General features: G+C 74.5%; 23 protein-coding genes and 2 pseudogenes. 13 read left to right on the top strand and 12 right to left on the bottom strand.

From position 1 onward, the window contains the following. The first annotated feature begins 371 nt into the window (after window positions 1–371). Window positions 372–3023, top strand: a complete 2652-nt coding sequence (locus ACSLIC_RS15295; RefSeq protein WP_436738246.1) for a helicase-associated domain-containing protein — start codon at window positions 372–374, stop codon at window positions 3021–3023. A gap of 39 nt (window positions 3024–3062) precedes the next feature. On the opposite strand, the gene ACSLIC_RS15290 is transcribed toward ACSLIC_RS15295, so the two are convergent. Further along, on the bottom strand, window positions 3063–3386 hold the full coding sequence (locus tag ACSLIC_RS15290; RefSeq protein ID WP_436738245.1) for a helix-turn-helix domain-containing protein: 324 nt from the start codon (window positions 3384–3386) through the stop codon (window positions 3063–3065). Beyond that, the gene (locus tag ACSLIC_RS15285; protein ID WP_436738244.1) at window positions 3386–3751 is read right to left on the bottom strand and encodes a type II toxin-antitoxin system RelE/ParE family toxin; all 366 of its coding nucleotides are present in this window, start codon (window positions 3749–3751) and stop codon (window positions 3386–3388) included. The genes ACSLIC_RS15290 and ACSLIC_RS15285 overlap by 1 nt, the downstream gene beginning before the upstream one ends. A gap of 197 nt (window positions 3752–3948) precedes the next feature. On the opposite strand from ACSLIC_RS15285, the gene ACSLIC_RS15280 reads away from it, so the two are divergent. Further along, on the top strand, window positions 3949–5586 hold the full coding sequence (locus tag ACSLIC_RS15280; protein ID WP_436738243.1) for a DNA repair helicase XPB: 1638 nt from the start codon (window positions 3949–3951) through the stop codon (window positions 5584–5586). A 33-nt stretch (window positions 5587–5619) separates the two neighbouring features. On the opposite strand, the gene ACSLIC_RS15275 is transcribed toward ACSLIC_RS15280, so the two are convergent. Then, window positions 5620–5943, bottom strand: a complete 324-nt coding sequence (locus tag ACSLIC_RS15275) for a hypothetical protein (protein ID WP_436740378.1) — start codon at window positions 5941–5943, stop codon at window positions 5620–5622. Between the two features lie 230 nt (window positions 5944–6173). Between ACSLIC_RS15275 and ACSLIC_RS15270 the strand changes: the two genes are divergently transcribed. The 7 genes and pseudogenes from ACSLIC_RS15270 (at window position 6174) to ACSLIC_RS15240 (ending at window position 9749) form a co-directional block, all read left to right on the top strand. After that, on the top strand, window positions 6174–7139 hold the full coding sequence (locus ACSLIC_RS15270) for a helix-turn-helix domain-containing protein (protein WP_436738242.1): 966 nt from the start codon (window positions 6174–6176) through the stop codon (window positions 7137–7139). Further along, window positions 7093–7221, top strand: a pseudogene (locus ACSLIC_RS15265) (DUF397 domain-containing protein); the annotation flags it as partial. The gene ACSLIC_RS15270 and the pseudogene ACSLIC_RS15265, both read left to right, overlap by 47 nt. A gap of 61 nt (window positions 7222–7282) precedes the next feature. Beyond that, window positions 7283–7501, top strand: coding sequence for a DUF397 domain-containing protein (locus ACSLIC_RS15260; protein WP_436738241.1), 219 nt, complete (start codon window positions 7283–7285; stop codon window positions 7499–7501). A 90-nt stretch (window positions 7502–7591) separates the two neighbouring features. Beyond that, entirely contained in the window at window positions 7592–8035 is a 444-nt protein-coding gene (locus ACSLIC_RS15255) for a VOC family protein (protein WP_436738240.1), read from the top strand. Window positions 8036–8091: 56 nt separating this feature from the next. After that, window positions 8092–8358: pseudogene (locus ACSLIC_RS15250) on the top strand (N-acetyltransferase family protein); the annotation flags it as partial. 33 nt (window positions 8359–8391) lie between these two features. Beyond that, a complete protein-coding gene (locus ACSLIC_RS15245) occupies window positions 8392–9333 on the top strand; it encodes an aldo/keto reductase (RefSeq protein WP_436738239.1) in 942 nt (313 codons plus the stop codon). A gap of 65 nt (window positions 9334–9398) precedes the next feature. Further along, the gene (locus tag ACSLIC_RS15240; protein WP_436738238.1) at window positions 9399–9749 is read left to right on the top strand and encodes a MerR family transcriptional regulator; all 351 of its coding nucleotides are present in this window, start codon (window positions 9399–9401) and stop codon (window positions 9747–9749) included. A gap of 39 nt (window positions 9750–9788) precedes the next feature. Here the strand turns inward: ACSLIC_RS15240 and ACSLIC_RS15235 are convergent, their stop codons facing one another. Beyond that, window positions 9789–10223 (bottom strand): VOC family protein, encoded by a 435-nt coding sequence (locus ACSLIC_RS15235; protein ID WP_436738237.1) that lies wholly within the window; start codon window positions 10221–10223, stop codon window positions 9789–9791. A 271-nt stretch (window positions 10224–10494) separates the two neighbouring features. Here ACSLIC_RS15235 and ACSLIC_RS15230 point away from each other — a divergent pair, with 271 nt between their 5' ends. Beyond that, the gene (locus ACSLIC_RS15230; protein ID WP_436738236.1) at window positions 10495–11988 is read left to right on the top strand and encodes a glutamate-cysteine ligase family protein; all 1494 of its coding nucleotides are present in this window, start codon (window positions 10495–10497) and stop codon (window positions 11986–11988) included. Between the two features lie 97 nt (window positions 11989–12085). Here ACSLIC_RS15230 and ACSLIC_RS15225 read toward each other — a convergent pair whose 3' ends face one another. Beyond that, complete coding sequence (locus ACSLIC_RS15225) at window positions 12086–13270, bottom strand: glycosyltransferase 87 family protein (protein ID WP_436740377.1); 1185 nt, start codon at window positions 13268–13270, stop codon at window positions 12086–12088. 472 nt (window positions 13271–13742) lie between these two features. Here ACSLIC_RS15225 and ACSLIC_RS15220 point away from each other — a divergent pair, with 472 nt between their 5' ends. Then, the gene (locus ACSLIC_RS15220) at window positions 13743–15854 is read left to right on the top strand and encodes a HelD family protein (RefSeq protein ID WP_436738235.1); all 2112 of its coding nucleotides are present in this window, start codon (window positions 13743–13745) and stop codon (window positions 15852–15854) included. Between the two features lie 118 nt (window positions 15855–15972). Then, window positions 15973–16914: a class A beta-lactamase gene (gene bla, locus ACSLIC_RS15215; protein WP_436738234.1), complete on the top strand. Its 942-nt coding sequence runs from the start codon at window positions 15973–15975 to the stop codon at window positions 16912–16914. Window positions 16915–16974: 60 nt separating this feature from the next. Here the strand turns inward: bla and ACSLIC_RS15210 are convergent, their stop codons facing one another. Then, a complete protein-coding gene (locus ACSLIC_RS15210) occupies window positions 16975–17688 on the bottom strand; it encodes a copper homeostasis protein CutC (protein ID WP_436738233.1) in 714 nt (237 codons plus the stop codon). 226 nt (window positions 17689–17914) lie between these two features. Here ACSLIC_RS15210 and ACSLIC_RS15205 point away from each other — a divergent pair, with 226 nt between their 5' ends. Then, window positions 17915–18601, top strand: coding sequence for an HD domain-containing protein (locus ACSLIC_RS15205; protein ID WP_436738232.1), 687 nt, complete (start codon window positions 17915–17917; stop codon window positions 18599–18601). 85 nt (window positions 18602–18686) lie between these two features. On the opposite strand, the gene ACSLIC_RS15200 is transcribed toward ACSLIC_RS15205, so the two are convergent. The 6 genes from ACSLIC_RS15200 to ACSLIC_RS15175 all read right to left on the bottom strand — a co-directional run bounded on the left by ACSLIC_RS15200 (window position 18687) and on the right by ACSLIC_RS15175 (window position 24150). After that, window positions 18687–18875, bottom strand: coding sequence for a hypothetical protein (locus ACSLIC_RS15200; RefSeq protein WP_436738231.1), 189 nt, complete (start codon window positions 18873–18875; stop codon window positions 18687–18689). Window positions 18876–18923: 48 nt separating this feature from the next. Further along, window positions 18924–20546, bottom strand: coding sequence for an ABC transporter permease (locus tag ACSLIC_RS15195; RefSeq protein WP_436738230.1), 1623 nt, complete (start codon window positions 20544–20546; stop codon window positions 18924–18926). Continuing rightward, entirely contained in the window at window positions 20543–21445 is a 903-nt protein-coding gene (locus ACSLIC_RS15190; RefSeq protein WP_436738229.1) for an ABC transporter ATP-binding protein, read from the bottom strand. The genes ACSLIC_RS15195 and ACSLIC_RS15190 overlap by 4 nt, the downstream gene beginning before the upstream one ends. A gap of 86 nt (window positions 21446–21531) precedes the next feature. Then, window positions 21532–21930, bottom strand: a complete 399-nt coding sequence (locus tag ACSLIC_RS15185) for a hypothetical protein (protein WP_436738228.1) — start codon at window positions 21928–21930, stop codon at window positions 21532–21534. Window positions 21931–22212: 282 nt separating this feature from the next. Next, complete coding sequence (locus ACSLIC_RS15180; protein ID WP_436738227.1) at window positions 22213–23397, bottom strand: sensor histidine kinase; 1185 nt, start codon at window positions 23395–23397, stop codon at window positions 22213–22215. A gap of 81 nt (window positions 23398–23478) precedes the next feature. After that, window positions 23479–24150 (bottom strand): response regulator, encoded by a 672-nt coding sequence (locus ACSLIC_RS15175; RefSeq protein ID WP_436738226.1) that lies wholly within the window; start codon window positions 24148–24150, stop codon window positions 23479–23481. Between the last annotated feature and the right edge of the window lie 200 nt (window positions 24151–24350).

Genomic DNA, 24350 nt, shown 5'->3' with positions numbered 1-24350 from the left:
CGCCCACCCGGGGAACGGGAAACCGCCGGGTCCAACGGTACGCATCGGCGGGGCGGCGCGGGGGTGTTGGCCGCCTGAACCGCGCTCGGCCCGGTTCCCGTCCCGGTGCCCGGCTGCGGGCGGGCGTCCGTCCCCGGGGGCCTTCGGCGGCGGTCCAGGGCGCGGGTGTCCCTGGCCTGCCCTCGCCCGACCGCCGTCGTGGGGCACCGGGCCACCGGCGCGCGGTGACGGCCGGCTCGATCGGTACGGCCGGGCGGCCGACCGGCATCCTCGGCGGGCGCCGCCGAGGGCGGCGCGCCCCGCCTGCCGACCCGGTGACGGTTCGGGCCGGTCGGCGCCGGGAGCGGGTGCGGGCGGCTACCGTTAGCCGGATGAGCGCTGAGCAGCAGCACAGGGACGGTCAGGCGGCGGACCCGGGACCGAGGTCGCTGGCGCAGGCCCTGCGCGAGCGCGACGACGCCTCGCTCGCGGCCCTGCTCCGGGCCCGCCCGGACCTGCTCCACCCGGTGCCGACGGACGTCACCCAGCTGGCGACCCGGGCCGGGACCCGCGCCTCGGTGCTGCGGGCGCTGGAGCACCTGGACCGGTTCGCCCTCCAGAGCGCCGAGGCGCTGGCGGTCGCGCCGGACCCGGCCTCGTACCAGGAACTGCTGGGTCTGCTCGCCGGGGACGAGGGCGACGAGGCGGTGGCCGGGGCGCTGCCCGCCACGGTGGCGCTGCTGCGGGAGCGGGCGCTGGTGTGGGGCGGCGAGGACCGGCTGCGGCTGCTGCGCACCGCCCGCGAACTGCTGGCGCCGTCGGCCTCGCACTCCTCGCCGACCGGTCTGGGCCCGTCGGTGGCGGAGGCGACCTCGGGCATGTCGCCGGGCCGCGTCCAGGAGATCGTGACGGCGGCCGGGCTGCCCCACACCCATGACGCGGTGTCGGCGGTGGCCGCTCTCAGCGCCCTCTTCGCCGACCGGGAGCGGATGGCCGCGCTGCTGGAGCAGGCTCCCGAGGCGTCCCGGGAGGTGCTGGGGCGGCTGGTGTGGGGCCCGCCGTACGGCCAGGTGACGGCCGAACCGGCGGCCCACCTGCGCTGGCTGCTGGACCGGGGGCTGCTGCTGCCGACCACGCCGGGCACGGTGGTCCTGCCGCGCGAGGCCGCGCTGTCGCTGCGCGGGGGCCGCGCCCACCGCGTACCGGAGCCGGTACGTCCACGGGTGGCGGTGGCGGCCGAGCGCACTCCTCAGGTGGTGGACGCGGCGGCGGGCGGGCAGGCGTTCGCGGCGCTGGCCACCGTGGAGGAGCTGCTGCGGTCCTGGGACGAGGGAGGGCCGGCCGTGCTGCGGGCCGGCGGGCTGAGCATCCGCGACCTCAAACGGACGGCCGCCGTCCTGGAGGTGCCCGAGCCGGTCGCCGCCTTCTGGGTGGAGTTGGCGTACGCGGCCGGGCTGATCGCCTCCGACGGCGGCCACGCCGAGGAGCGCCACGACCGGGCCGAGGACGACGGCGAGGGGTACGACGAGCAGGAGCGCGAGGCGCGCCCCCGCCGCCGCACCGGCGAGGCGGAGCACTACGCGCCCACCCCGGAGTCCGACGCCTGGCGCGACCTGCCGCCCGCCGACCGCTGGGCCTGGCTGCTCGAAGCCTGGCTGCCCGGCACCCGCACCCCCGGCCTGATCGGGGGGCGCGACGGCCGCGACCGCACCCTGTCCGCGCTCGGCCCCGGCCTGGACCGCTCCCCCGCGCCCGAGGTGCGGCGCCGGGTGCTGGAGCTGATGGCGGAGCTGGAGCCGGGCCAGGCCCCGGACCCGGCGGCCCTGCTGGAGCGGCTGCGCTGGGAGCGCCCGCTGCGTTCGGCGGGGCCGCGCCGCGAGCGGCCCGAGCCGCCGCGCACCGGCGCGCGCTCCGCGTACGGCGGCGGGGTCGCAGCCAACGACCCGGAGGCCCTGCGCACCAAGCTCACCGAGTGGGCGCTGCTGGAGGCCGAGATGCTGGGCGTGACCGGGCGCGGGGCGCTGGCCGCCCATGGCCGGGCGCTGCTCGCGGCGCCGGGCCGGCCCGGGGAGGCGGGGGCCGCGCGCGCCTCCGCGGTGGCCGCCCTGCTCGCCCCGCACCTCCCGGAGCCCCTGGACCACGTCCTGCTCCAGGCCGACCTGACGGCGGTGGCGCCGGGCCCGCTGGTCCGGCCGCTGGCGGAGGCGCTGGCGGTACTGGCCGACGTCGAGTCGAAGGGCGGGGCGACGGTCTACCGCTTCACGCCGGGCTCGGTACGCCGCGCCCTGGACGCCGGGCGCGGCGCCACCGAGCTGCACGCCTTCCTCGCCCAGCACTCCCGCACGCCGGTGCCGCAGCCCCTGACGTACCTGATCGACGATGTGGCCCGCCGCCACGGTCGGCTGCGGGTCGGCGCCGCCTCCTCGTACGTCCGCTGCGACGACGAGTCGGTCCTCGACGAGATCCTCGCCGACCGCCGGGCCGCCGCCCTGCGCCCGCGCCGCCTGGCGCCCACCGTCCTCGCCGCCCAGGCCGACCCGCGCACCCTCATCGAGGGGCTGCGCGCGATGGGCTTCGCCCCGGCCGCCGAGTCCGCCGAGGGCGACGTGATGATCGCCCGCCCCCACTCCCACCGCACCCCGCCGCGCACGCCCCCGGCGCCCGTACCCGACGGCCCGCCCGCCCCGGACGCGACCCTGCTGACCGCCGCCGTACGGGCGGTCCGCGCGGGCGACCGGGCGGCGACCGCCCCGCGCAAGGACGCCCCGGCCGACGAGTCCCCCGGCGGCCTGCCGCGCACCTCCCCGGCGGACACCCTCGCCACCGTCCAGGCCGCCGCGATGACCGGCGAGTCCGTCTGGATCGGCCACGTCAACGCCGAGGGCGCCGCCTCCCAGCGCCTCCTGGCCCCCCTGCGCGTCGAGGGCGGCTACGTCACCGGCTACGACCACACGGCCGACGAGGTCCGCACCTACGCCCTGCACCGGATCACGGGGGTGGCAGAACTGGCGGAGGACCCGGACGGGGCCGACTCCCCCCACTGAGCCACCGGCGGGGGAGCGGGAACCGGTTCAGATCCCTCGTCACGCGGCACGCGGCGTGAACGTGACGCGGGAGTCACCCTCCTCGATCGCCAGGTTGAGCGAACCTTCCAGGGCCTTGGCCAGCCGCCGCAGCAGCGGAAGCGTCGGCACCGTGTCGCCACCCTCCATCCGCGACACCTGCGGCTGCGTCATCCCCGCCCGCTCGGCCAGCTCGGCCTGCGAGAGACCCAGCTCGACACGGCGGTCGTACACGGCCTGCCCGAGGTCGCCCGCCAGCCGCGCGTCGACGTACTCCTGGTCGTACTCCACCGCCTCCCCGGCAAGCCGCCGGGCCCGGCGCGTCTTCCACGTGTGGTGATCCATCAGCTGTCCTCACGCCGCTCGTAGGTGTGCTCCGCCTTGCCGTGCTCGCTCTCACAGACCCACTGGGCCTGGTACGCCCGCTCGACTTCCGCTGCCTCGCGCATCTTCGTCTTCCGGAACACCGTCAACAGCACGATCCGCCTCTCTGGAGCAAGCCAGTACGGAATCCGTACGGCCTCGCCGTCCAACTCGAACCGGAGCTCGCGCAACTTGCCGCCGAGGTGCCGGGAGTACGGCTCGCCGAGCGTCGTAGGAGCATCCAGCAGACGGTCGGTCTTGTCCTCGACCCGCCGATACAGGCGGAACGGCAGTAGGTCCAACCACTCCCGCACTTCCGGCTCGATCTCGATCCCCCACCCCGTCATGCAATCAAAGGTATATGCACTTGATTGCATGGGCAAGGATTCCGACCCCGCGCACCCCCGAACGTGACCCGTCCGACACCGCCACGCCCCCGCTCCGTCCCGCCATGCGCGACCATGGAGGACTGGCCCGGTGCGTCCGTGGGGCGTCGCCGGGCCGGGTGACGGGTGCGGACGGGCGTAAGACGGAGGTTGTTCGGGTGTCCTGTTTGATCGTGCAGAGCGACAAGACGCTGCTGCTGGAGGTCGACCACGAGCGGGCCGACGCCTGCCGGCGGGCCATCGCGCCCTTCGCCGAGCTGGAGCGTGCGCCGGAGCACATCCACACCTACCGGCTGACGCCGCTGGGCCTGTGGAACGCGCGGGCCGCAGGCCACGACGCCGAGCAGGTCGTGGACGCGCTGGTGGAGTACTCGCGGTACCCGGTGCCGCACGCCCTGCTGGTCGACATCGCCGAGACGATGGACCGGTACGGCCGCCTCACCCTCACCAAGCACCCCGCGCACGGCCTGGTCCTCACCTCCACCGACCGCCCGGTGCTGGAGGAGATCCTCCGCTCGAAGAAGATCCAGCCGCTGGTCGGCGCCCGCATCGACCCGGACACCGTCGCGGTGCACCCCTCGGAACGCGGCCAGATCAAGCAGGCCCTCCTGAAGCTGGGCTGGCCCGCCGAGGACCTCGCGGGGTATGTGGACGGCGAGGCGCACGCCATCGAGCTGGCCGAGGACGGCTGGACGCTGCGCCCGTACCAGAAGCAGGCCGTGGAGGGGTTCTGGCACGGCGGGTCCGGGGTGGTCGTGCTGCCCTGCGGCGCGGGCAAGACGCTGGTCGGCGCGGGCGCGATGGCCCAGGCGAAGGCGACCACGCTGATCCTCGTCACCAACACCGTCTCCGCCCGCCAGTGGAAGAGCGAGCTGGTCAAGCGGACCTCGCTGACCGAGGACGAGATCGGCGAGTACAGCGGGACGAGGAAGGAGATCCGCCCGGTCACCATCGCCACGTACCAGGTCCTGACGACCAAGCGGAAGGGCGTCTACCCGCACCTGGAGCTGTTCGACTCCCGGGACTGGGGCCTGGTCGTCTACGACGAGGTGCACCTGCTGCCCGCCCCGGTCTTCAAGTTCACCGCCGACCTCCAGGCGCGCCGCCGCCTGGGCCTGACCGCGACCCTGGTCCGCGAGGACGGCCGCGAGTCCGACGTCTTCTCCCTCATCGGCCCCAAGCGGTTCGACGCGCCGTGGAAGGAGATCGAGGCGCAGGGGTACATCGCCCCCGCCGACTGCGTCGAGGTCCGCGTCAACCTCACCGAGAGCGAGCGCCTGGCCTACGCCACCGCCGAGTCCGACGAGAAGTACCGCTTCTGCGCGACGACCGCCTCCAAGCAGAAGGTGACGGAGGCGCTGGTCCGCAAGCACCAGGGCGAGCAGACCCTCGTCATCGGCCAGTACATCGACCAGCTCGACGAACTGGGCGAGCACCTGGGCGCCCCCGTGATCAAGGGCGACACCTCCAACGCCCAGCGCGAGAAGCTCTTCGACGCCTTCCGCACCGGCGAGCTGTCGGTGCTGGTCGTCTCGAAGGTCGCCAACTTCTCCATCGACCTGCCCGAGGCCACCGTCGCCATCCAGGTCTCCGGCACCTTCGGCTCCCGCCAGGAGGAGGCACAGCGCCTGGGCCGTGTCCTGCGCCCGAAGGCCGACGGCCACGAGGCCCGCTTCTACTCGGTCGTCGCCCGCGACACCATCGACCAGGACTTCGCCGCCCACCGCCAGCGCTTCCTGGCCGAGCAGGGGTACGCGTACCGGATCGTCGACGCGGACGAGCTGCTGGCGGGGTGAGGCCCGGCCGACCGCCCGGGACGGCTCGGGCGGTCAGGCCGCGTGGTCGGCGTTCTGGTGGCGGCGCAGGAGGACGTTGGCGTCGGTCTGCGCGCTCCAGTCGTACGCGGCCCGGGCGGCGGCCCGCTCCCGGTCGAGCCGCGCGCACTCGGCACACCCCGTGACGGCCTGCGGCGGGCGGTCCGGGTCCACGTCGAGCGCGTGGGCCACCGTCCGCCGCGCCCGCCGGTTGGCCGCCTGCACCCCCGCGCTCAGCCGCTCGGCGAGCGTCGCCGCCCGCACCCGGTCCGGGTCGGTCCGCCACTCGCCGCCCCCGCCGACGGGCCGCAGCACGGCGTACGCCCCGTCCTGCCCCACGTACTCCCCCGCCCGCCCCGAGGCCCCGTCGTAGACGACGGCCCCGCGCCGCGTGGGGTCACCGTTGCTCGCTCGGCTCGCCAATTGCTCTCTCCGTACTGGGTTTTCGCCCGGCGAACCGGGACGAGCGGTTACTTTGTGTGCGGTCAGTGTCGCCCAGCGCGACCTCGCGTCGCCATGCCCGACGCGTGTCACTGACCGCCTGTCACAGCGATCACGAAGGAGTGTTCGTGAGCCGACGCAAGGCCGCCCCCGGTGCCCTGACCGCCGCCACCACCGCCGACGTCTTCGGCGAGGTCCTGCGCTACTTCCGCGAGGAGGCCGGCCTCACCCAGGAGGCCCTGGCGAGACACATCCCGTGCGATCGGTCGCTGGTCAGCCACGTCGAGGGCGGCGCCCGGGTACCGGATGACACCTTCGTCCAGACGTGCGACAGGGTGCTGGGAACCAACGGCGCCCTGATGCGCTTGTGGGTCCGCATCGACTGGTATCCCCAGGTGGAACATCCCGACTGGTTCAAGCGCCGGGCGGAGATGGACGAGGTGGCGGTGGCGGTGCGGGAGTACCAGCAACAGACCATGCCTGGGCTTCTCCAAACGGAGGAGTACGCGACAGCGCAGTTCGGTCAGGTGGCGGGTCCGGACGAGGTTGCCGATCGCGTGATGGCTCGCATGAGTCGGCAGCAACGATTCCTGGCGCCGGATGGGCCCCTGTATCTCGTCGTGTTGGACGAAAGCTGCCTACGGAACGTCATGGGAAGCCCTGCGATCATGGCGCGCCAGGTTGCCCATCTTCGCGCCGTCGGCGCCAGGCCGAACATCAGGATTCAAGTGATACCCGGTAGCCACACCGAAGCGGTCCTACCCAACACCTCCTTGTCTCTGATCACCCTGCCGGATGGGCAGGAATGGGTGTACTCGGAGTCGCTGGACAGAGGGCATTTCAGCAACGCGCCAGACGTCCTGGCACAACACAAGCAGACCTATGATGTGCTCAGGGCGGACGCGCTGTCGGCCAGGGAAACCGCCGCTCTGTTCGACGCGGCGATTGAGAGGAACGGGCACTATGGACAGGCAGAGCTTCAGCGCAGCGTCCTGGGCGAAGAGCAGCTACAGCGGAAACAACGGCGGCAACTGCCTCGAACTCGCCCCCGCGTTCCCCGGCCTCGCCCCCGTCCGCGACAGCAAGATCGCTGAGACCGGCCCCGTCCTCCCCTTCACCCGCCCCGCCTGGGCGTCCTTCGTCTCCGCCGTCCAGCAGGGCGAACTGTCCGTCTGAATCAGGTCAGTTACGAGGACCAGCGCATCCCCCATCGGCCCACCCCGCCCGGAGGGCCACCATGCGCACCCCAGACCTCACCCACGCCCACTGGACCAAGAGCAGCCACAGCGGCCACGACGGCGGGAACTGCCTCGAACTCGCGCTCTCCGTCCCTGACTTCGCTCCGGTCCGCGACAGCAAACACGCCACCCACGGCCCTGTGCTCCCCCTCTCCCGCCCCGCCTGGGCGACCTTCGTGACGGCCCTACGTCACGCGGACGGCCCCGGCGGCGCCTGACGCCGTACGCCCACGGCCCCGGCCCTCCCCCGCTTCACCGGAGGGCCGGGGCTCCCGGGACACCGGCCCACAGGCAGGTACCTTGCCGCCATGGAGCAACGCATCAGCCTGGTCACCCTGGGCGTCACGGATCTGGCCCGCGCCCGGCGTTTCTACGAAGCGCTGGGGTGGCGGGGGCAGGAGGTCGAGGAGACCGTGTTCTTCCAGGCGGGCGGGCTCGGCCTGGTGCTGTGGGGGCGGGACAAGCTCGCCCGGGACAGCGGGTTCGGGGAGGCGCCCACCGGCACGGGCACCGGCTTCGGCGGGATCGTCCTCGCGCACAACGTACGGTCCCGGGAGGAGGTCGACGCGCTCCTCTCCCAGGCGGAGGAGGCGGGCGGCCGGGTCACCAAGCCGGCGGCCGATTCCCCGCACGGCTTCTACGCGGGGTCCTTCGCCGACCCGGACGGCCACCCGTGGGAGGTCGCCCACAACCCGGGCTTCCCCCTCGCCGGGGACGGCACCCTCACCCTGCCGGACTTCGACACCCTCTGAGCAAGGCCCTTCTCCCGCTCTAGGCTGGGCCCATGAACCGGCCGCAGACCGTGCCCCTCCTCCTGGACGCCGCCGCGCACGGGCAGGGGGCGGGCAGGGCGCTGACGGCCGCCCTGGTCGCCGACGCCCGCGAGGCGGGGGTGGAGGTGCTGACGCTGGACGCCCGGGGCGACAACACGGGCGCCCTGCGCCTGTACCGCTCGCTGGGCTTCAAGGAGTACGGCCGTCTCCCGGACTTCGTGGCGGTCGGGGAGCGGCGGTACGACAAGGTCTTCTGCATGGTGGACCTGCGCACCGGGAAGCGTCCGGCGCCCGGGGCTTGACCTGGAGCGCGCTCCGGTTACGAGCATGAGGCCATGGACCTCAACACGACTGACCGTCAGATGGTGCTCGGCACGATGGACTTCGGCACCCGCGTTCCGGCCGACCGCGCGTTCGCGATACTCGACTCCTTCGTGGCGGGAGGCGGGGTCTGGCTCGACACCGCGAACTGCTACTCCTTCTGGAACGACCCCCAGGGTGTCGGCGGGGCCAGCGAACGGGTCATCGGCGCCTGGCTCCGCGAGCGCCCCGGAGCCCGCGACACGGTGCGCATCGCCACCAAGGTCCGCCACAACCCGCTCGTCCCGCACGAGCGGGACAGCGCGGAGGGGCTGTCCGCACAGGCCGTCCGCACCGGGGCGGAGGAGAGCCTGAGGCGGCTCGGGGTGGATCACGTCGACCTGCTCTGGGCCCACGCCGAGGACCGGGACGTTCCGCTGGAGGAGACGGTCCTCGCCTTCGGGGAGCTGGCCGCGAAGGGAGCCGTCGCCCGGGTCGGGGCGGCGAACCATCCCGCCTGGCGCGTCGAACGTGCCCGGTCGCTCGCGCGGGAGCGGGGACTCGAACCGTGGACGGCGCTGCAACTGCGCCACTCGCTCGTCCAGCCGCGCCCCCTCACCCCGCTCGCGGAGGGCGGCCACCGTATGCTCACCGCCGAAGACCTTGACCTGGCCAGGTCCGAAGGGCTCGCCGTATGGTCGTACACCTCGCTGATGTGGGGTTCCTACGTCCGCCCGGACCAGCCCCTTCCGGACTCCTACCAGCACCTCGGGACCAGCCGGGTCCTCCAGGTCCTCGGCGAGGTGGCCGAGGAGCTGGAGGCCACGCGAAACCAGGTCGTCCTGGCGTGGCTGATGTGCCAGGGCATCGATCCGATCGTGGGAGCCAGTCGCGTCGGGCAGGTCGAGGAGGCGCTCGCCGCCCGCCGCGTGAGGCTGGACGACGGGCACCTCGCGCGCTTCGCCGAAGCGCGCTGACCGGCGATCGGCAATCGACGACGGGCCACCGGCGACGGGCCACCGGCGACCGGAAAGGGACTCGTATGACCACGTTGCACACCCCGGCGGCGACCGCCGACCGTACCGGCGTCTCCCTCGACACCTTGCGCTACTACGAACGCGAAGGGCTGATCGGCCCGATCCGGCGCTCCCCCGGCGGTCACCGGGAGTACACGGAGGACGACCTCTTCTGGATCGGGCTGATCAGGTGCCTGCGCACGGCCGGGCTCGGCATAGCGGACCTCAGGGCGTTCGTCGCCGTCCTGCGCTCCGACCGGTCACCTCAGGACCGGGCCGCCTTCCTCCGGGGGCGCCGGGCGGCGCTGGAGGAGCGGGTGGTGGGGCTGCAACGGGCCATCGACGTCCTCGACGACAAGATCGCCTACTACAGCTGAGGCGGTGCGGCCCGGCGCGCCCCGCCGGGCCGCACCGCCTCAGTCCAGGCAGAACTCGTTGCCCTCCACGTCCCGCATGTTCTGGCAGGACTCGTTCTCCTCGTCGGCGAGGAGGAGGGTGCCGCGGGTCGCGCCGAGGGCTTCGAGGCGTACGCACTCGGACTCCAGGGCGGCGAGGCGTTCCTCGCCGACGAGGCCGGTGCCGGTGCGGACGTCGAGGTGGACACGGTTCTTCGCGGCCTTGCCCTCGGGGACGCGCTGGAAGTAGAGCCGCGGGCCCGCGCCCGTGGGGTCGGCGGCGGCGGACCAGGTGTCCCGCTCCCCGGGCGGCTGCGCCTCGTGGTACGCCTCCCAGGTCGGGAAGCCCTCCGGCGGGGCCGCGAGGGTGTAGCCCAGCGCCTCGCTCCAGAAGCGGGCCACGCGCAGGGGGCTCGCGCAGTCGAAGGTGATCTGGACCTGCTTGACCGTCGCCATGCGGGCACCCTAAGGGCCGCACCGGGGGTGGCTTCAACCGCTTTGCCGGGCACGGCGGTTCGGGTGCCTACTCGGCCGGTCCCGGGCGCGGGGGGCACTCGATCCGGTCAGCCGTCGGCTTCCGTGGTGTGGGGCGGCGTGCGCGCGGGCAAGCAACGCCGGGCGCTTGTGCGGCCCCGAACCGACCGCCGGTGGGCGGCGGAGGTCCGATTCGACGGCCGGTCCGGCGGCAGCCGCGGGCCCGGCCCCTGACGACAGCCGGGAGCAGGCCATGGGACGTGATCTTCCCCAGCGCGACTTCACCGACGAGGACAGGGAACGGTTCGGGGCACGGCTGCGGGCCTCGCTCGGGCTCCTCGACGCGCTCCTCGCCTCGCCGGGTTTCGGGGCCGGGGAGCCGACGCTCGGAGCCGAGCTGGAGATGTTCCTGGTGACGCGGGACGGCGTGCCCGTCCCCCGGAACGAGGAGGTCCGCCTGGCCGCCGCCGACCCCCGCCTCGTCCTGGAGATCAACCGGTACAACCTGGAGGCCAACCTCACCCCCGTCCCGCTGCGCCCCCGCCCCTTCACCGCGCTGCACGACGAGGCCGGCACCCTGCTGGAGGCGGTACGCCGGTCGGGCGCCCCGTACGGCGCCGAGCCGTACTGCGCGGGCCTGCTGCCGACCCTGCGCCCGGGCGACCTGACGCGCCGCAACATGTCGCCGCGCGGACGGTACGCGGTGCTCGACGACGCCCTCGGGCGGGCCGGGCGCGGGCTGCGGGTCACCGGGGAGCAGCGGTGCCGGATGCGCTCGGACACGTTCTGCGCGCAGGGCGCCACCAGCTCCTGGCAGGTCCATCTGACCGTACGGCCCGAGGAGTTCACCCGCGTCCACAACGCCGCCCAGCTCATGATCGCCCCCGTCCTCGCGGTCGCCGCCAACTCGCCGCTGCTGCTGGGAAGACGGGCCTGGGAGGAGTCCCGCGTCCCGTGGTACGAGCAGGGCTTCGGCCAGCACCGGCGCCGCGTCGCCCCGGCCGACCGGCGCTCCGGCTTCGGCCACGGCTGGCTGCGCGGGGGCGTACGGGAGCTGGCCGAGGAGGCGGTGCGCCGGTACGCGCCGCTGGTGCCGCTCTGCTCCGACGGCGAGTGGGACCGTCCGCTGCGGCCCGGCGGCCCGCCCGCGCTGGAGGAACTCCGCCTCCACCTGGGCACGGTGTGGTGGTGGAACCGCCCGGTGTACGACCCGGGCGGCGACGGCCACCTGCGGATAGAGCTGCGCGCCCTGCCCTCGGGCCCCACCCCCGCCGACATGGTCGCCAACACCGCCCTGCTGACCGGCCTCGTCCTGGACCGCGCGGCCCGCGAGCCCGGCGGCGAACTCCCCTTCGCCCTGGCCCGGGAGAACTTCTACACCGCTGCCCGCGACGGCATGGCGGCCCGCCTCTGGTGGCCCTGCGGCAGGGCCGCCCCGGTCCGCCTGGCCGCCCGCGACCTCGTACGGGCCCTGCTGCCGCGCGCGGCCGAGGGGCTGGCCGGTGCCGGGGTCGCCGACGACGAGGTGCAGCGGTGGCTGGGGGTGGTGGAGGGGCGGGTGCTGACCGGGCGTTCCGGGGCGCACTGGCAGCGGCGCACCCACCGCGCGCTCGGTTCGGACCGGGCGACGGTCCGCCGCTACCTGGAGCTGAGTGCGACGGGGGCGCCGGTGCACAGCTGGCCGGCGCCGCAGCCGGCGGCGCGGGGGACAGTGCCCGGGCCGAGGCGGGCGGGGAGCGCGCGGTAGTCCCGGCGCGGCGCACGGCCGGGGCGCCGGGGCCTCGCGGACCGCACGGGACGGCTGGAGCGGGGGGCGGGCTCCGGCCGCGTGGGGCGGCCCCTCCTCACCCCGTCCGCTCCCCCACCGGCTCCCCGGCCTCGCTCCCCGCCTCCCGGCGGTCCTGGCCCGGCACCCGCGCCCCGGCCCCGCCGCGCCACGGCCGCCCGCGGGCCACCCAGGCGGCGACCGCGAGGAGGCCGAGCCCCAGGACCGGGTACGGCGCACCCAACGGCTGCTGCCACCAGGGGAAGTGGAGGTCCAGGTCACCCTGGTGGGGCAGGAGCCAGTGCGGGCGGGCGAGGAAGAGCACGGTGAGGGCGGCGGCGAGGAGGGTGTTGCCGCGCGCGAGCACGACGACGAGCAGCGGCACGCACCACACCCAGTGGTGCGACCAGCTGATCGGGGAGACGAGCAGGCCGGTCACGGCGGTCACCAGGACCGGCCAGGGGCTGGCCGCGCCGAGCCGCCGGACCAGGCGCCGGGCCAGCCACAGCCCTGCCACGCCGACGGCGGCGGTCGGCACCGCCCAGGCCAGGCCCGGGTGTTCGGTGTGCAGGGCGCGGGCGATCAGGCCCTGCATGGACTGGTTGTCGACGATCCAGGCGAGGCCGACCCGGCCCGTCTCGTAGAGGCGGCGGGTGAAGAAGTCGACGGTGGCCGACGGCAGGACCAGCGCGCCCAGCAGCACGGTGCCGACGAAGGAGGCCAGCGCGGTCAGGCCCTCGCGGACGCGGCCCGTGATCAACAGGTGGACGATGAAGATGCCGGGGGTCAGCTTGACGCCGGTGGCGATGCCGAGGGCGACGCCCCTGCCGAGGGCGCCGGCCGGGCGGGTCAGGTCCCACAGGACGAGGCAGACCAGGGCCAGGTTGATCTGGCCGAAGAGCAGCGTCTGGAAGACCGGCTCCAGCCAGATCCCGACCGCCACCGCGAGGAGCAGGAACGGGGCGCGGGTGGCACGCCCGGCGAGGCGGCAGGAGAGGTGCACGAGGAGGGCGAGGAGCGCGAGGTTGCCGAGGATGAAGCAGACCTTGAGCACCGTGACCGACGGCCAGGTCGTCGGCACGAAGAGGAGCGCCGCGAACGGCGGGTAGGTCGCCGGCAGCTTCCACTCGGTGACGGTGAAGCCGTAGAGGTCGGCGCCGCTCACGACCGCCCGGCCCTCGGCGCGGTAGACGAGCGTGTCCGCCATCGCGATGTGCTGGATCAGGCACAGGGCGACGAACGCGGTGGACGAGAGGGCCAGCACGCAGGCCGCCAGTCGTACACCGGGTGACCTTTTGATCACTGCCAGGTGTGTCACGGGCGTGACCCTAGTGGATCGCCGCGCCCCGGCAAGCGGACCCGCAGGGTTCCGGCCGAACACCTGACCGGTTCGGACCCCGGCCGGGGGAACGCCGGTCGCACGGGGGAGGAGCGGGGAGCGTCCGCACACGGGCCGTCGCGCCACCCCGCGCGGGCCGCCGGAAAACCCATTGGCCCCGGCCGCCCTCCCCCGCCTACAATCTGCGGCCTTGCCCGCCTCCCCCTCGGGGAGTGCCGCCGGCCGGACGGAAACCGGCCGACGCGTCGTGAAGTGACCGCCCTCGCGGCGGACCGACCCTCACACACCCGGTACGCCTCGCCGCGCGCCGGGCCCCGCCTTCGCCCGGGCCCGGTGCGCCCCGCCCGCGTGCCCGCACGATGCCCGTACGAAGACCGCACCACGGAGGCAAGCGCCCGTGCCCACGCACGACACCCCCGAGACCGAGACCCCGCGCCCCGCCGGCGCCGCGACCGGCGGCGACCCGCTCGCCCGCGAACGCGCCCATCTGGCCGCCTCCCGGGCCGCCCTGCGGGCGATGCGCGAGGACGTCGAGTCGCTCGACCTCACCGACGTGACGGCGAACTGGGTCAACGCCGCCGTCCTGAACGCCCAGATCGAGGAGCGGATCAAGTCCCTCGCCGACCTCGCCCACACCCCGCTCTTCTTCGGCCGTCTCGACTACGTACGCGAGGTCGCCGCCGAGGAGGAGGGCGGCACCCCCGACGGCCCGTACCGCGCCGAACGCTTCTACATCGGCCGCCGCCACGTCCACGACCCGGCCGGCGACCCCATGGTCATCGACTGGCGCGCCCCCGTCTCCCAGCCCTTCTACCAGGCGTCCCGCACCAACCCCCTGGACGTCGCGCTGCGCCGCCGCTTCGGCTACACCGGCGGCGACATCACCGCCTACGAGGACGAGGACCTGACCGTCTCCGGCGACGGCGGCGAGCGGACCAGCCGCCTCCTCCAGCAGGAGATCGAACGCCCCCGCGTCGGCCCCATGCGCGACATCGTCGCCACCATCCAGCCCGAGCAGGACGAGATCGTCCGCTCCGGCCTGGCCGGCACCGTCTGCGTCCAGGGCGGCCCCGGCACCGGAAAGACCGCCGTCGGCCTGCACCGCGTCGCCTACCTGCTGTACGCGCACCGGGAGCGGCTCGCCCGCACCGGCACCCTCGTCATCGGGCCGAACGACTCCTTCCTCCGCTACATCGAGCAGGTCCTCCCCGCCCTCGGCGAGCTGACCGTGCGCCAGGCCACCGTGGACACCCTCGTCGCCCACGTCCCGGTCACCGGCACCGACCCGGCCCCGGCCGCCGTCGTCAAGGGCGACGCCCGCATGGCCGAGGTGCTGCGCCGCGCCCTGCGCTCCCACGTGGGCCGCCCCACCGAGTCCCTCGTCGTGGTGCGCGGCTCCCGCCGCTGGCGCGTCCCCGCCGACGAGATCGCCACGCTGATCGAGGAACTCCTCGCCCGCGACATCCGCTACGCCGCCGCCCGCGAGGCCCTCCCGCAGCGCATCGCGCACGCCGTGCTGATCCGCATGGAGCAGGCGGGCGAGGCCCCCGACGACCGCGTCCAGAACGCCGTGGCCCGCGACCGCGCCGTGAAAGCCCTGGTCAAGGAGGTGTGGCCGCCCGTCGACCCGGCCAAGCTGGTCCTGCGCCTCCTCGGCGACGCCGACTTCCTCCGCAGCCACTCCGAGGACCTCCTCACCGACGAGGAACGCACCGCCCTGCTCTGGCCCAAGCCGTACCGGGGCGTGAAGTCGGCCCGCTGGTCCGCCGCCGACGCCGTCCTCATCGACGAGGCCCGCGACCTGGTCGAACGCACCCCCTCCCTGGGCCACGTCGTCCTCGACGAGGCCCAGGACCTCTCCCCCATGCAGTACCGCGCGGTCGGCCGCCGCTGCTCCACCGGCTCCGCCACCGTCCTGGGCGACCTCGCCCAGGGCACCACCGCCTGGGCCACCCCCGCCTGGTCCGAAGCCCTCCACCACCTCGGCAAGCCCGAAGCCCACGTGGAAGAACTCACGGCCGGCTTCCGTGTCCCCCGCGAGGTCATCGCCTACGCCTCCCGCCTGCTCCCCGCCATCGCCCCCGGCCTGGCGGAGGTCCGCTCGGTCCGGGAGTCGCCGGGGTCGCTGCGGCTGGTGCGGACGGGCGAGGGCGCCCTGCTGCCCGCCCTGGTGGAGGCGTGCCACGAGGCCCTCACCCACGAGGGCTCGACGGGCCTGATCGTCCCCGACCCCCTGGTGGAGGAGGCGGGGGAGGCGCTGGTGCGGGCCGGGCTTTCGGCGCTGGCACCGGGTGAGGAGACACGGGCCGATGCGCGACTGACCTTGGTGCCGGCTTCGCTGGCGAAGGGCCTGGAGTACGACTACGTGGTGCTGGCCGAGCCCGGCGCCGTGGTGGCGGCGGAGCCGACCCGGGGGGCGGGGTTGCGGCGGTTGTACGTGGCGCTCACGCGGGCTGTGTCGGGGCTGGCTGTGGTACATGAGGGGGAGTTGCCAAAGGAGCTGGGGTGAGGTTCACGTGTTGGGCCATTCGGCCCAACTGGGCTGTTCGAACAGGCCGTTGAAACCATCCCTCGCGATCACGGCGTCCTGTACGAAGCCCCCATCCCCGTCCGAGAGGAACCACCCCGTGCACCCCAGCGCCCCCCGCCCCTCCCGCCGTACCCTCCTGACCGCCACGGCCGGCGCCGCCCTGGCCGCCGCCACGCTCGTCCCCGGCACCTCCCAGGCCGCCTCCCCGGGCAGCCGGGGCGCCGGACACGGCTCCGCCTCCGACGCCGTCCGGCGGCTCGCGGAGCTGGAGCGGGCCAGTGGGGCGCGGCTCGGGGTGTACGCCTACGACAGCGGGAGCGGGCGGTCGGTGGCGTACCGGGCCGACGAGCTGTTCCCGATGTGCTCGGTGTTCAAGACGCTGTCGTCGGCGGCCGTGCTGCGCGACCTCGACCAGGACGGGGAGGTCCTGTCCCGCCGGATCTTCTACACCGAGCGCGACGTCGAGCGGGCCGGCGGGGCCCCCGAGACGGGCAAGGAGGAGAACCTGGCCAACGGGATGACCGTCGAGGAGCTGTGCGCGGTCGCCATCACCGCCTCCGACAACTGCGCCGCCAACCTCGTCCTCCGCGAGCTGGGCGGCCCCACCGCCGTCACCCGGTTCGCGCGGTCACTCGGTGACCAGGTCACCCGGCTCGACCGCTGGGAGCCGGAGCTGAACTCGGCCGAGCCCGGCCGCGTCACCGACACCACCTCGCCGCGCGCCCTCACCCGCACCTACGGCCGCCTCGTCCTCGGCGACGCCCTGAACCCGCGCGACCGCCGCCTGCTCACCAGCTGGCTCCTGGCCAACACGACGAGCGGCGACCGCTTCCGCGCGGGCCTTCCCGAGGACTGGACCCTCGGCGACAAGACGGGCTCCGGCCGCTACGGCACCGGCAACGACGCGGGCGTCACCTGGCCCCCCGGCCGCCCGCCGATCGTCCTGACCGTCCTCACCACCCGGACCGAGGAGGACGCCGTCCGCGACGACGGCCTCGTCGCGGACGCGGCCCGGGTGCTGGCGGCGGCGCTGGGCTGACCAACCCGCGGGGCGGGGCGGCCTCCCAGGGCGCCCGCCCCGCCTCGCCCCGAGGCCCCCTCACCCCCCGAGCACCCTCCGCCACTCCCCCACCGCCGAAGCCGCCACCGGGCCCGCCCAGCCCTGCGGCCGTGCCGCTCCCCCGATGTGGAAGGCCGTGATCCCGGCGGCGAGCAGGTGGGGGAGGTGGGGGAGGCGGAGGCCGCCGCCGACCATGAGGACGGGCTCGTAGCCCGGTTCGGCGGAGTGGGTGAGGGCGGTCTCGGCGAGGAGGGTGGGGAGGCCGTCGGTGACGCCCTCGGGGGAGCCGGCGGTGAGGTAGGTGTCGAGGCCGGGGAGGTCGGTGAGGTGTTTGCGGAGGGATGCGCGGGAGGCGGCCCGGTCGATGGCGCGGTGGAAGGTCCAGCGGGCCGGTACCGGGTCGGCGAGGACGGCCAGGAGGGCGTCGAGGGCGCGCAGGTCGGGGCCGCCGGTCTCGTCGAGGAAGCCGAAGACGAACTCGTCGGCGCCCGCGTCGCGCAGGGCGCGGGCGGTCTCGGTGAGGGCGCGCAGGTCGGCGGGGGTCCCGGCGGCGAAGCCGTCACAGGCGCGGAGCATCACCCGGACCGGCAGCGGGACGGCGGCCCGGACCTCGCGGAAGGTGGCGAGGGAGGGGGTGAGCCCGTCGGCGGCCATGTCGGTGACGAGTTCCAGCCGGTCGGCTCCGCCTTCGGCCGCCGCGACGGCGTCCCGCGCGTCGAGGGCGATCACCTCAAGGAGGGCGCGCTTGTTCATGGGTGACCCCTATTCCGACCGCCGGTTCCGACGACCACCGCTGCCTGTCCCACTGACGGACAACACGTTGAGCAATGCGTCAAGCATGGGTAATGCGGACATGAGCGGCCCGTAGGCACCACACGGGGCGAGACAGGTCTAGTCCAATGTGCCACCCTACGCGGAGCGGCCCCGCCACGGCAGGGTGCCTCCGCGCGGACCCCCTACCGGCCGCCACAATGGACGTATGGCCTCCGTACCCGCCGGGCCCGCTCCGGCCGCCGATCCCCGCCCCGCCCTGGTCGCCCGCTGGGTGGCCACCGTCGACGCCGTACGCGGACCGGCCGCGGCGGGCCCGTCCCCTGAGCCGTACGCCGAGAACCTGCTCGGGCGGTGGAGCGAGCCGCAGCGCGCGTACCACACGGTGGCGCACCTGGCGGCGGTGCTCGACCGGGTCGACCTGCTGGCCGCGCACTCCTACGCCGAGGACGCCGAACTGGTCCGTCTGGCCGCCTGGTTCCACGACGCGGTCTACCTGCCCGAGCGGGACAACAACGAGGAGCGCAGCGCCCGCCTCGCCGAGCGGGCCCTGGCCGAACTGGGCCTGGACGAGCGGCGCGTCGCCGAGGTGGTCCGCCTGGTCCGCCTCACCCTGAGCCACGACCCGGCCGAGGCCGACGGCAACGGCGCCCTCCTGTGCGACGCCGACCTCGGGGTGCTGGCCGGCAGCCCCGAGGAGTACGCGGCGTACGCCTCGGCGGTGCGGACCGAGTACGGCTTCGTGGAGGGCGAGACCTTCCGGGCGGTCCGCGCCGAGCTGCTCCTGCAGATGCTGGAGCGCCCCGCCCTGTTCCGCACCGAGTACGGCCACCGGCACTGGGAGGAGCTGGCGCGGCGGAACCTGCGGACGGAGCTGGACCTGCTGGTGATGTGAGGCCCCTGGGCCGTGCCGTGCCCCCGGGGAACCCGCCGGTGCTCCGGGGGATGTAAGGGGTCGGCGGCGTTCTTGGGGGCGGGGATCAGACAGGTGCGTCCAGGGGGCCGGAGCCGGGGCAGGCGTAGGAGCCGATGAGCCTGATCAGGATGCCGTTGGCCTGGCGCAGCTCCTCGTTCTCCGCTTCGAGGTGGGAGATCCGGCGCTCGGCCGAACGGCAGGGCCGGTACCGGAGTTCCGCTGGGGCGGGGTCGGGCTGATGGTCGTGGTCCACGTTCTTTCCCTCCAGGATCGGTCGTGGGGCGGGCGGGGCCGGCGCGGTTCAGGCCGTGAGGCCGCGCCTGGTCTCGGCGGCCAGGAAGACCGCGCCGAGCATGAGCAGGGCCGCGACGTGGAAGAGGGGCGTGGGGCCGGCGGGCGCGCCCGCGTCCCGTACGGCGCCCATGAAGTCGACGGCGGCGACCCTGTTGACCACGAGGTACCAGATCGGCAGGTAGACCGCCTGGAACACCCGGTGCGTACGGCACAGGACGCCGAGCAGCATGGCCAGCGACGGGATGAACAGCACCCCGGCCAGCCAGGCGGCGAGGCCCGGGGCGTCCGCGGCGAGCGCCATCCGGATCAGCGGGGCCACGCCCAGCACCGCGGTCAGCACGGCACCGGAGCCCCATTCGGCCAGCAGCCTCCGGCGGGCCGCCGGGTACGCGCCCAGCAGGCCCTCCATGCCGTGCTCCACCTGCTGGCTGCCCAGGCGGGACCAGATCAGCACCGGCCAGATCCACACGGCGGGCAGGACGAGCCCGGTGACCACGGCCCCGGGGACGGTGAGGCCGGCCACGGTCAGCGCGGCGGCCACCGCCCACCACCACGGGGAGACACCGCCCACCAGGATGCGTACCTCTCCGGCGAGGAGTCGGCCGAAGGTGCCGCCGCCGCTCTCGGTGGCGGTCCTCGGCAGGGTGAGGGCCGCGGTGGGGGCCGGGCGGTACACGGGGGCGGCGGCGGAAGCGGACGCACCGGCCCCGGCCGGGGAGCCGGCCCCGGCCCCGGCCTCGGCCAGGACGCGCGCGGCGTCGCCGCGCCGGTGGCGTGAGGGGTCGAAGCGGCCGAACCAGAAGGCCGGGAGCAGGGCCAGCGCCACCGCGGTCACCACGATCAGCAGGCGGCTCGCCAGGAACCCGCCGCCCAGTTCGAAGCCGTCCCAGCGGAAGGGCGTCAGCGGTTCGGCGATCTGTGTGAGCCCGAGGCTGAAGGTGCGGTCGCCGCCCTCTCCCCGCTCCTCGGTCAGGGCCGCGCCCAACGACTCGGCGGCCCGCCCGACGCCGAGCCCGCCGAGCGGGGCGTCGGAGGACTGCCCGCCGATCCCCACCACCAGGGCGACGAAGAACCACACCACGTTGCCGACGCCGCCGCGCAGCACCGGCACGGTCTCGAAGAACACGGCCGCGGCGGCCGTCAGCGCCAGCAGCGGCAGCGCCAGCACCAGGAAGGGCTTGAGCAGGGCGATCAGGTCGACGGCACGGTCCTCGCCGCGCATCAGCTGCATGGCGAGCGCGGTCACCGCCAGCACGCCGAGCATCGAGGCCAGCACCAGGAAGCTGCTCAGGAACTTGGAGGCCAGGAACGAGGCGGTACGGACGGGGGTGGCGGCCAGGATCTGGCCGACCCGGGTCTCCTCGTCCCGGGCGATGCCCTTGCGGACGACGTAGAAGCCGCCCAGGGTCAGCCAGAGCGCCCCGGCCAGGGCGGTGGCCACACCGACGTACGCGCTGTTGTACGTGCCCCGGTACTCGCCGAGCGCGAGGATCACCCAGCGGCCGTCGGCCGGGGGCACCGCCAGGGAGCCGAGGCCGACGGCGGCGAGCAGGACCACCAGGTAGACGGGGCGGCGCACCCGGTCCTTGAAGTCCCCGACGGTCAGGCCGGGCAGGGCGCTCAGGTTCATCGCCGCACCGCCGGGCGGTCGTCGCGGCGGCGGTCCCCGGCGCCCCGGATGACGCCGAGGTAGGCGTCCTCCAGGTCCGGGGCGACCTGGGTGGCATCGCCGGCCGGGGGCTGGGCCGACAGGACCCGCAGCCGTACCCCGGACGAGGTGCGGATCACGCGGCTGACCACGTGGTGGCTCTGCACGGCGGAGACGGCGGAGGGGTCGACGAGGATCTCCCAGACCCGTCCCTCCAGGTCCCCCGTCAGCTCCTCGGGGGCGCCCCGGCGCAGCAGCCGGCCGCCGGCCATGACCGCGATGTCGGAGGCGACGGACTCCACGTCGGAGACGATGTGGGTCGACAGCATCACCACGCGGTCGGCGGAGAGGTCGCTCAGCAGGTTGCGGAACCGGACCCGCTCCTCCGGGTCGAGGCCGGCGGTGGGTTCGTCGACGACGATCACCCGGGGGTCGCCGAGCAGCGCCTGGGCGATGCCGACCCGGCGCAGCATGCCCCCGGAGTACGCGCCGAGCGGCCTCTTCACGGCCTCGGTGAGGTTGACCAGTTCGAGCAGTTCCTCGATCCGGGCCCTGGCCGAGCGGGCGGAGAGGCCCTTGGCGGCGGCGAGGTAGGCGAGGAACTCGCGCGAGGTCAGGTGCGGGTAGACGCCGAAGTCCTGTGGCAGGTAGCCGAGGTGGCGGCGGATCGCGTCCGGGTCGGCGGTGAGGTCGGTGCCCTCGTAGCGGAGGGTTCCGCTGGTGGGTCTGGTCACCGTGGAGATGATCCGCATCAGGGAGGACTTGCCGGCGCCGTTGGGACCGAGCAGTCCCACCATTCCGTGGCCGAGGGTCAGGGAGAGCCCGTCGACCGCGCGTCTACCTCCCTTGTGGACCTTGGTGATGTCGATCAGCTCAAGCATGGTCTCCGCCTTCTCGTCTTCTCCGGCTGTTCCGGCCGGCGGTTGTGCGTACGTGAGGGGTGCTCACGGTGCGGCTCGCGGCCCGTTCAGCCCTTGAGGTCGGTGGGGTCGCCGTTGCGCAGCACGGTCAGGTCACGCGGGACCTCCACGCGGAACCTGGTGTCGCAGTCGGCCAGGCCGCTGCAGGAGGCGTCCAGGTCGAGGGTGTCGCCCTTCAGCTCCCAGGTGACGTCGCTGCCGCCGAGCGAGGCGCCCTCGTGGAACCAGAGGGTGACGCGGACGTCCTCGATGTCGGCGGCGACCAGGTCGGTCGGGTTGTCGTGGGTGCGGACGTCCAGCTTCCTGCCGCTGAAGGGGAACGCCTTCTCCTGCGGGTCGGCCTTCTTCGCGTCGGCGCAGCCGGCCGTGGTGAGCAGCAGTCCGGCGGCGAGGGCGATCAGGGTGGTGGCGGTCCTGCCGCGGGTGTTCTCGGCTCGGGTGAACATCGGGTGCTCCGTCTCCGGTCGGATGGTGACGGCTCCAGATTCCCGGAGTACGGGTCCGCCGCCATCTGCCGTTCGGCAGATATCCGGGGACGGGGCGCGACGCCCTGGAGGCGGTCCCCAAGGCTTGTCCGGCGGATCTTCGTGGAACAGCCTGCGGCGTCTGGTGCGTGCTCTCGGCCTGCGCCCGGATCTCCCTCGTACGGGACGTACTCGGGTGATCCGGGCGTACGGCGAGAGTGCGTGCCAGGCGTCGCAGGCCCACGAAGATCCGCCGGACAGGCCCTAAGGAGCGTCGAGGGGCAGTACGCCGACGACGGTCCAGCCCACCGGGCCGGGGCCCGCCTCGACGTGGCCGCGCAGGCCGGTGAAGCGCTCGGTGAGCGCCGGCAGGCCCGTGCCGCCGTCGGCGCGGGGGCCGGGGGCGTAACCGGTGGGGCGGCCTCCGTCGTCGGAGACGGCGACCCTGAGCCCGTCCGGATCGCGGCCCACCGCGACCCTCACCAGACGGGCGGCGGGGGCGTGCCTGCGGATGTTGGTCAGCGCCTCGATGACCAGGCGGTAGGCGGCGTCCTCGGTCTCCCGGGGCAGCGTTCCGGCGACCCCGGGCGCCAGGTCGAGGGTGGTACGGACGTTCCCCGACCCCTCGAAGCGCCGCAGCAGGCCGGCGAGGTCGCCGAGGCCGTGCACGCGGGTGGCGGGGGGCTCCGTCCGGGTGCCGGGCTCGCGCAGGACCCGCAGGGTGTCGTCCATGGAGGCCAGGGCCCGCTGGCCGGCGGCCTCCAGCCGCTCCAGCAGCGCCCTGGTCCGCGCCTCGTCGTAGTCGACGAGGCGCGCCGCCTGGGTCTCCAGCAGGATGCCGGTCACCTCGTGCGCGACGAAGTCGTGGAGGTCCCGGGCGACGTGGAGGCGTTGTTCGCGCCGGGCCCGGTCGATCGCCTCGGCGCGGCGCTCGTCCTGGGCGCGCTGGTGCAGCCCGATCCCCACCGCGGTCAGGGCGAGGACGGTCGCCGCCAGGGCGCCGAGGACCGACTGCTCCAGCACGCTGTGGGAGTTCCTCAGCGAGAAGCGCAGCGGCAGGACGACGGCGGCGGCCCCGGTGAGCGTCCCGAGCACGGCGGCCGGGAGTACGGGCGCCCGGCGTACCACCCGCAGCAGCAGCACCAGCAGCGCCGTCAGTTCGAACGGCAGCCAGGGCAGGGCCCACTTGACCTCCGCCCAGCCGTCGCGGGTCAGCAGGAAGCCGAGGTCTCCCAGTACGGAGAGCGCCGTGGCGGCCGTCACCGCCTTCGGCAGCGTGAGGCCGCCCAGGGGGAAGCGCGCCGTGGAGGCCACCACGGCGAGGGCGGTGGGGGCCACCACGAACAGGGCTTCGAGGGGTGCCGCGAGGCCGGGGAGGACAATCAGGCAGACCACCAGGGCGCGGGGCGTGGCCCAGCGGTCGGTGTCACGCGTCGTCTCGGTCCGCATGGGGGCGAGCGTACGCACGACGGGCCCGCCTGGTATCCGCCGTTCGGCAGAGGCGGAAACGGCGCCGCCGCCCCCGCGCCGTCACTTCGGGCGGCGGCTGGCGGTGTATCCGCGTTCGAAAGCCCGGACGGCGATGCCGACCCGGTTCCGCACCCCGAACTTCCGCTGGATGCTCGCCACATGGGTCTTGACGGTGCCCGGGGAGATGAACAGCTCGGCGGCGATGTCGGCGTTGGTGCCGCCCTCGGCGACCAGCGCGGCGATCTCCCCCTCCCGCTCGGTCAGCGCCTCGGTGCGGGGTGCCGGGTCGCCCGGCGCCCGGTTGCCGGTGACGTGCCGCAGCAGCCGCACCGTGGTGGAGGGGCTGATCAGGCTGTCCCCGGCCATGGCGGCGCGGACCGCCTCCACCAGCAGGGCCGGGCCCGAGCGCTTCAGCAGGAAGCCCGAGGCGCCGTTGCGCAGCGCAGGGTAGACGTACTCGTCGAGGTCGAAGGTGGTGACGACGACGACCTTGGGCCGCGGTTCGGGCGCCTGGGGACCGGCCAGCCGCCGGACCACCTCCAGCCCGTCCATCCGCGGCATCCTGATGTCCGCCAGGACCACGTCCGGCCGGAGGCGGCGGGCGGCCTCCACCGCCTCCACCCCGTCGGCGGCCTCGCCGACCACCTCCATGCCCTGCTGGTTCCCGAAGATGACCCGCATACCCCGCCGGACCATCTCCTGATCGTCCACCAGCACCAGTTTCACCGTCATGAGGGGCAGCTTGTCAGCAACTCCGCGCCGGGAGCGTCGACTTGCCTACGAGGTCCCGCGTGCGGTCGATCACAGGCGCGTCGCGTACGAGCGCGGTCCGTACCGCTGGACCCCGCCGGCTGGGGCCGGTCCACGCGCTCCACCGGCACGCGAGTCGGCCGGCGGCCCGCCGGGCTCCTCGTTCAGGCCGGTCGTTCAAG

It is taken from the genome of Streptomyces sp. BBFR102, assembly GCF_051397025.1.
GTDB lineage: Bacteria > Actinomycetota > Actinomycetes > Streptomycetales > Streptomycetaceae > Streptomyces.
The sequence above is the reverse complement of the archived record's forward strand: the minus strand, read 5'-3'. Positions and strand labels throughout refer to the sequence as shown.

Bases quoted from the DNA above. Each gene is read 5' to 3' on its own strand.
- ACSLIC_RS15195 (WP_436738230.1), bottom strand. From the start codon at position 20,546: ATGAACCTGAGCGCCCTGCCCGGCCTGACCGTCGGGGACTTCAAGGAC.
- ACSLIC_RS15290 (WP_436738245.1), bottom strand. From the start codon at position 3,386: ATGGATCACCACACGTGGAAGACGCGCCGGGCCCGGCGGCTTGCCGGG.
- ACSLIC_RS15210 (WP_436738233.1), bottom strand. From the start codon at position 17,688: ATGAACAAGCGCGCCCTCCTTGAGGTGATCGCCCTCGACGCGCGGGAC.
- ACSLIC_RS15260 (WP_436738241.1), top strand. From the start codon at position 7,283: ATGCGCACCCCAGACCTCACCCACGCCCACTGGACCAAGAGCAGCCAC.
- ACSLIC_RS15255 (WP_436738240.1), top strand. From the start codon at position 7,592: ATGGAGCAACGCATCAGCCTGGTCACCCTGGGCGTCACGGATCTGGCC.
- ACSLIC_RS15245 (WP_436738239.1), top strand. From the start codon at position 8,392: ATGGACCTCAACACGACTGACCGTCAGATGGTGCTCGGCACGATGGAC.
- ACSLIC_RS15230 (WP_436738236.1), top strand. From the start codon at position 10,495: ATGGGACGTGATCTTCCCCAGCGCGACTTCACCGACGAGGACAGGGAA.
- ACSLIC_RS15175 (WP_436738226.1), bottom strand. From the start codon at position 24,150: ATGACGGTGAAACTGGTGCTGGTGGACGATCAGGAGATGGTCCGGCGG.
- ACSLIC_RS15285 (WP_436738244.1), bottom strand. From the start codon at position 3,751: ATGACGGGGTGGGGGATCGAGATCGAGCCGGAAGTGCGGGAGTGGTTG.
- ACSLIC_RS15205 (WP_436738232.1), top strand. From the start codon at position 17,915: ATGGCCTCCGTACCCGCCGGGCCCGCTCCGGCCGCCGATCCCCGCCCC.
- ACSLIC_RS15180 (WP_436738227.1), bottom strand. From the start codon at position 23,397: ATGCGGACCGAGACGACGCGTGACACCGACCGCTGGGCCACGCCCCGC.
- ACSLIC_RS15185 (WP_436738228.1), bottom strand. From the start codon at position 21,930: ATGTTCACCCGAGCCGAGAACACCCGCGGCAGGACCGCCACCACCCTG.
- ACSLIC_RS15295 (WP_436738246.1), top strand. From the start codon at position 372: ATGAGCGCTGAGCAGCAGCACAGGGACGGTCAGGCGGCGGACCCGGGA.
- ACSLIC_RS15240 (WP_436738238.1), top strand. From the start codon at position 9,399: ATGACCACGTTGCACACCCCGGCGGCGACCGCCGACCGTACCGGCGTC.
- ACSLIC_RS15235 (WP_436738237.1), bottom strand. From the start codon at position 10,223: ATGGCGACGGTCAAGCAGGTCCAGATCACCTTCGACTGCGCGAGCCCC.
- ACSLIC_RS15190 (WP_436738229.1), bottom strand. From the start codon at position 21,445: ATGCTTGAGCTGATCGACATCACCAAGGTCCACAAGGGAGGTAGACGC.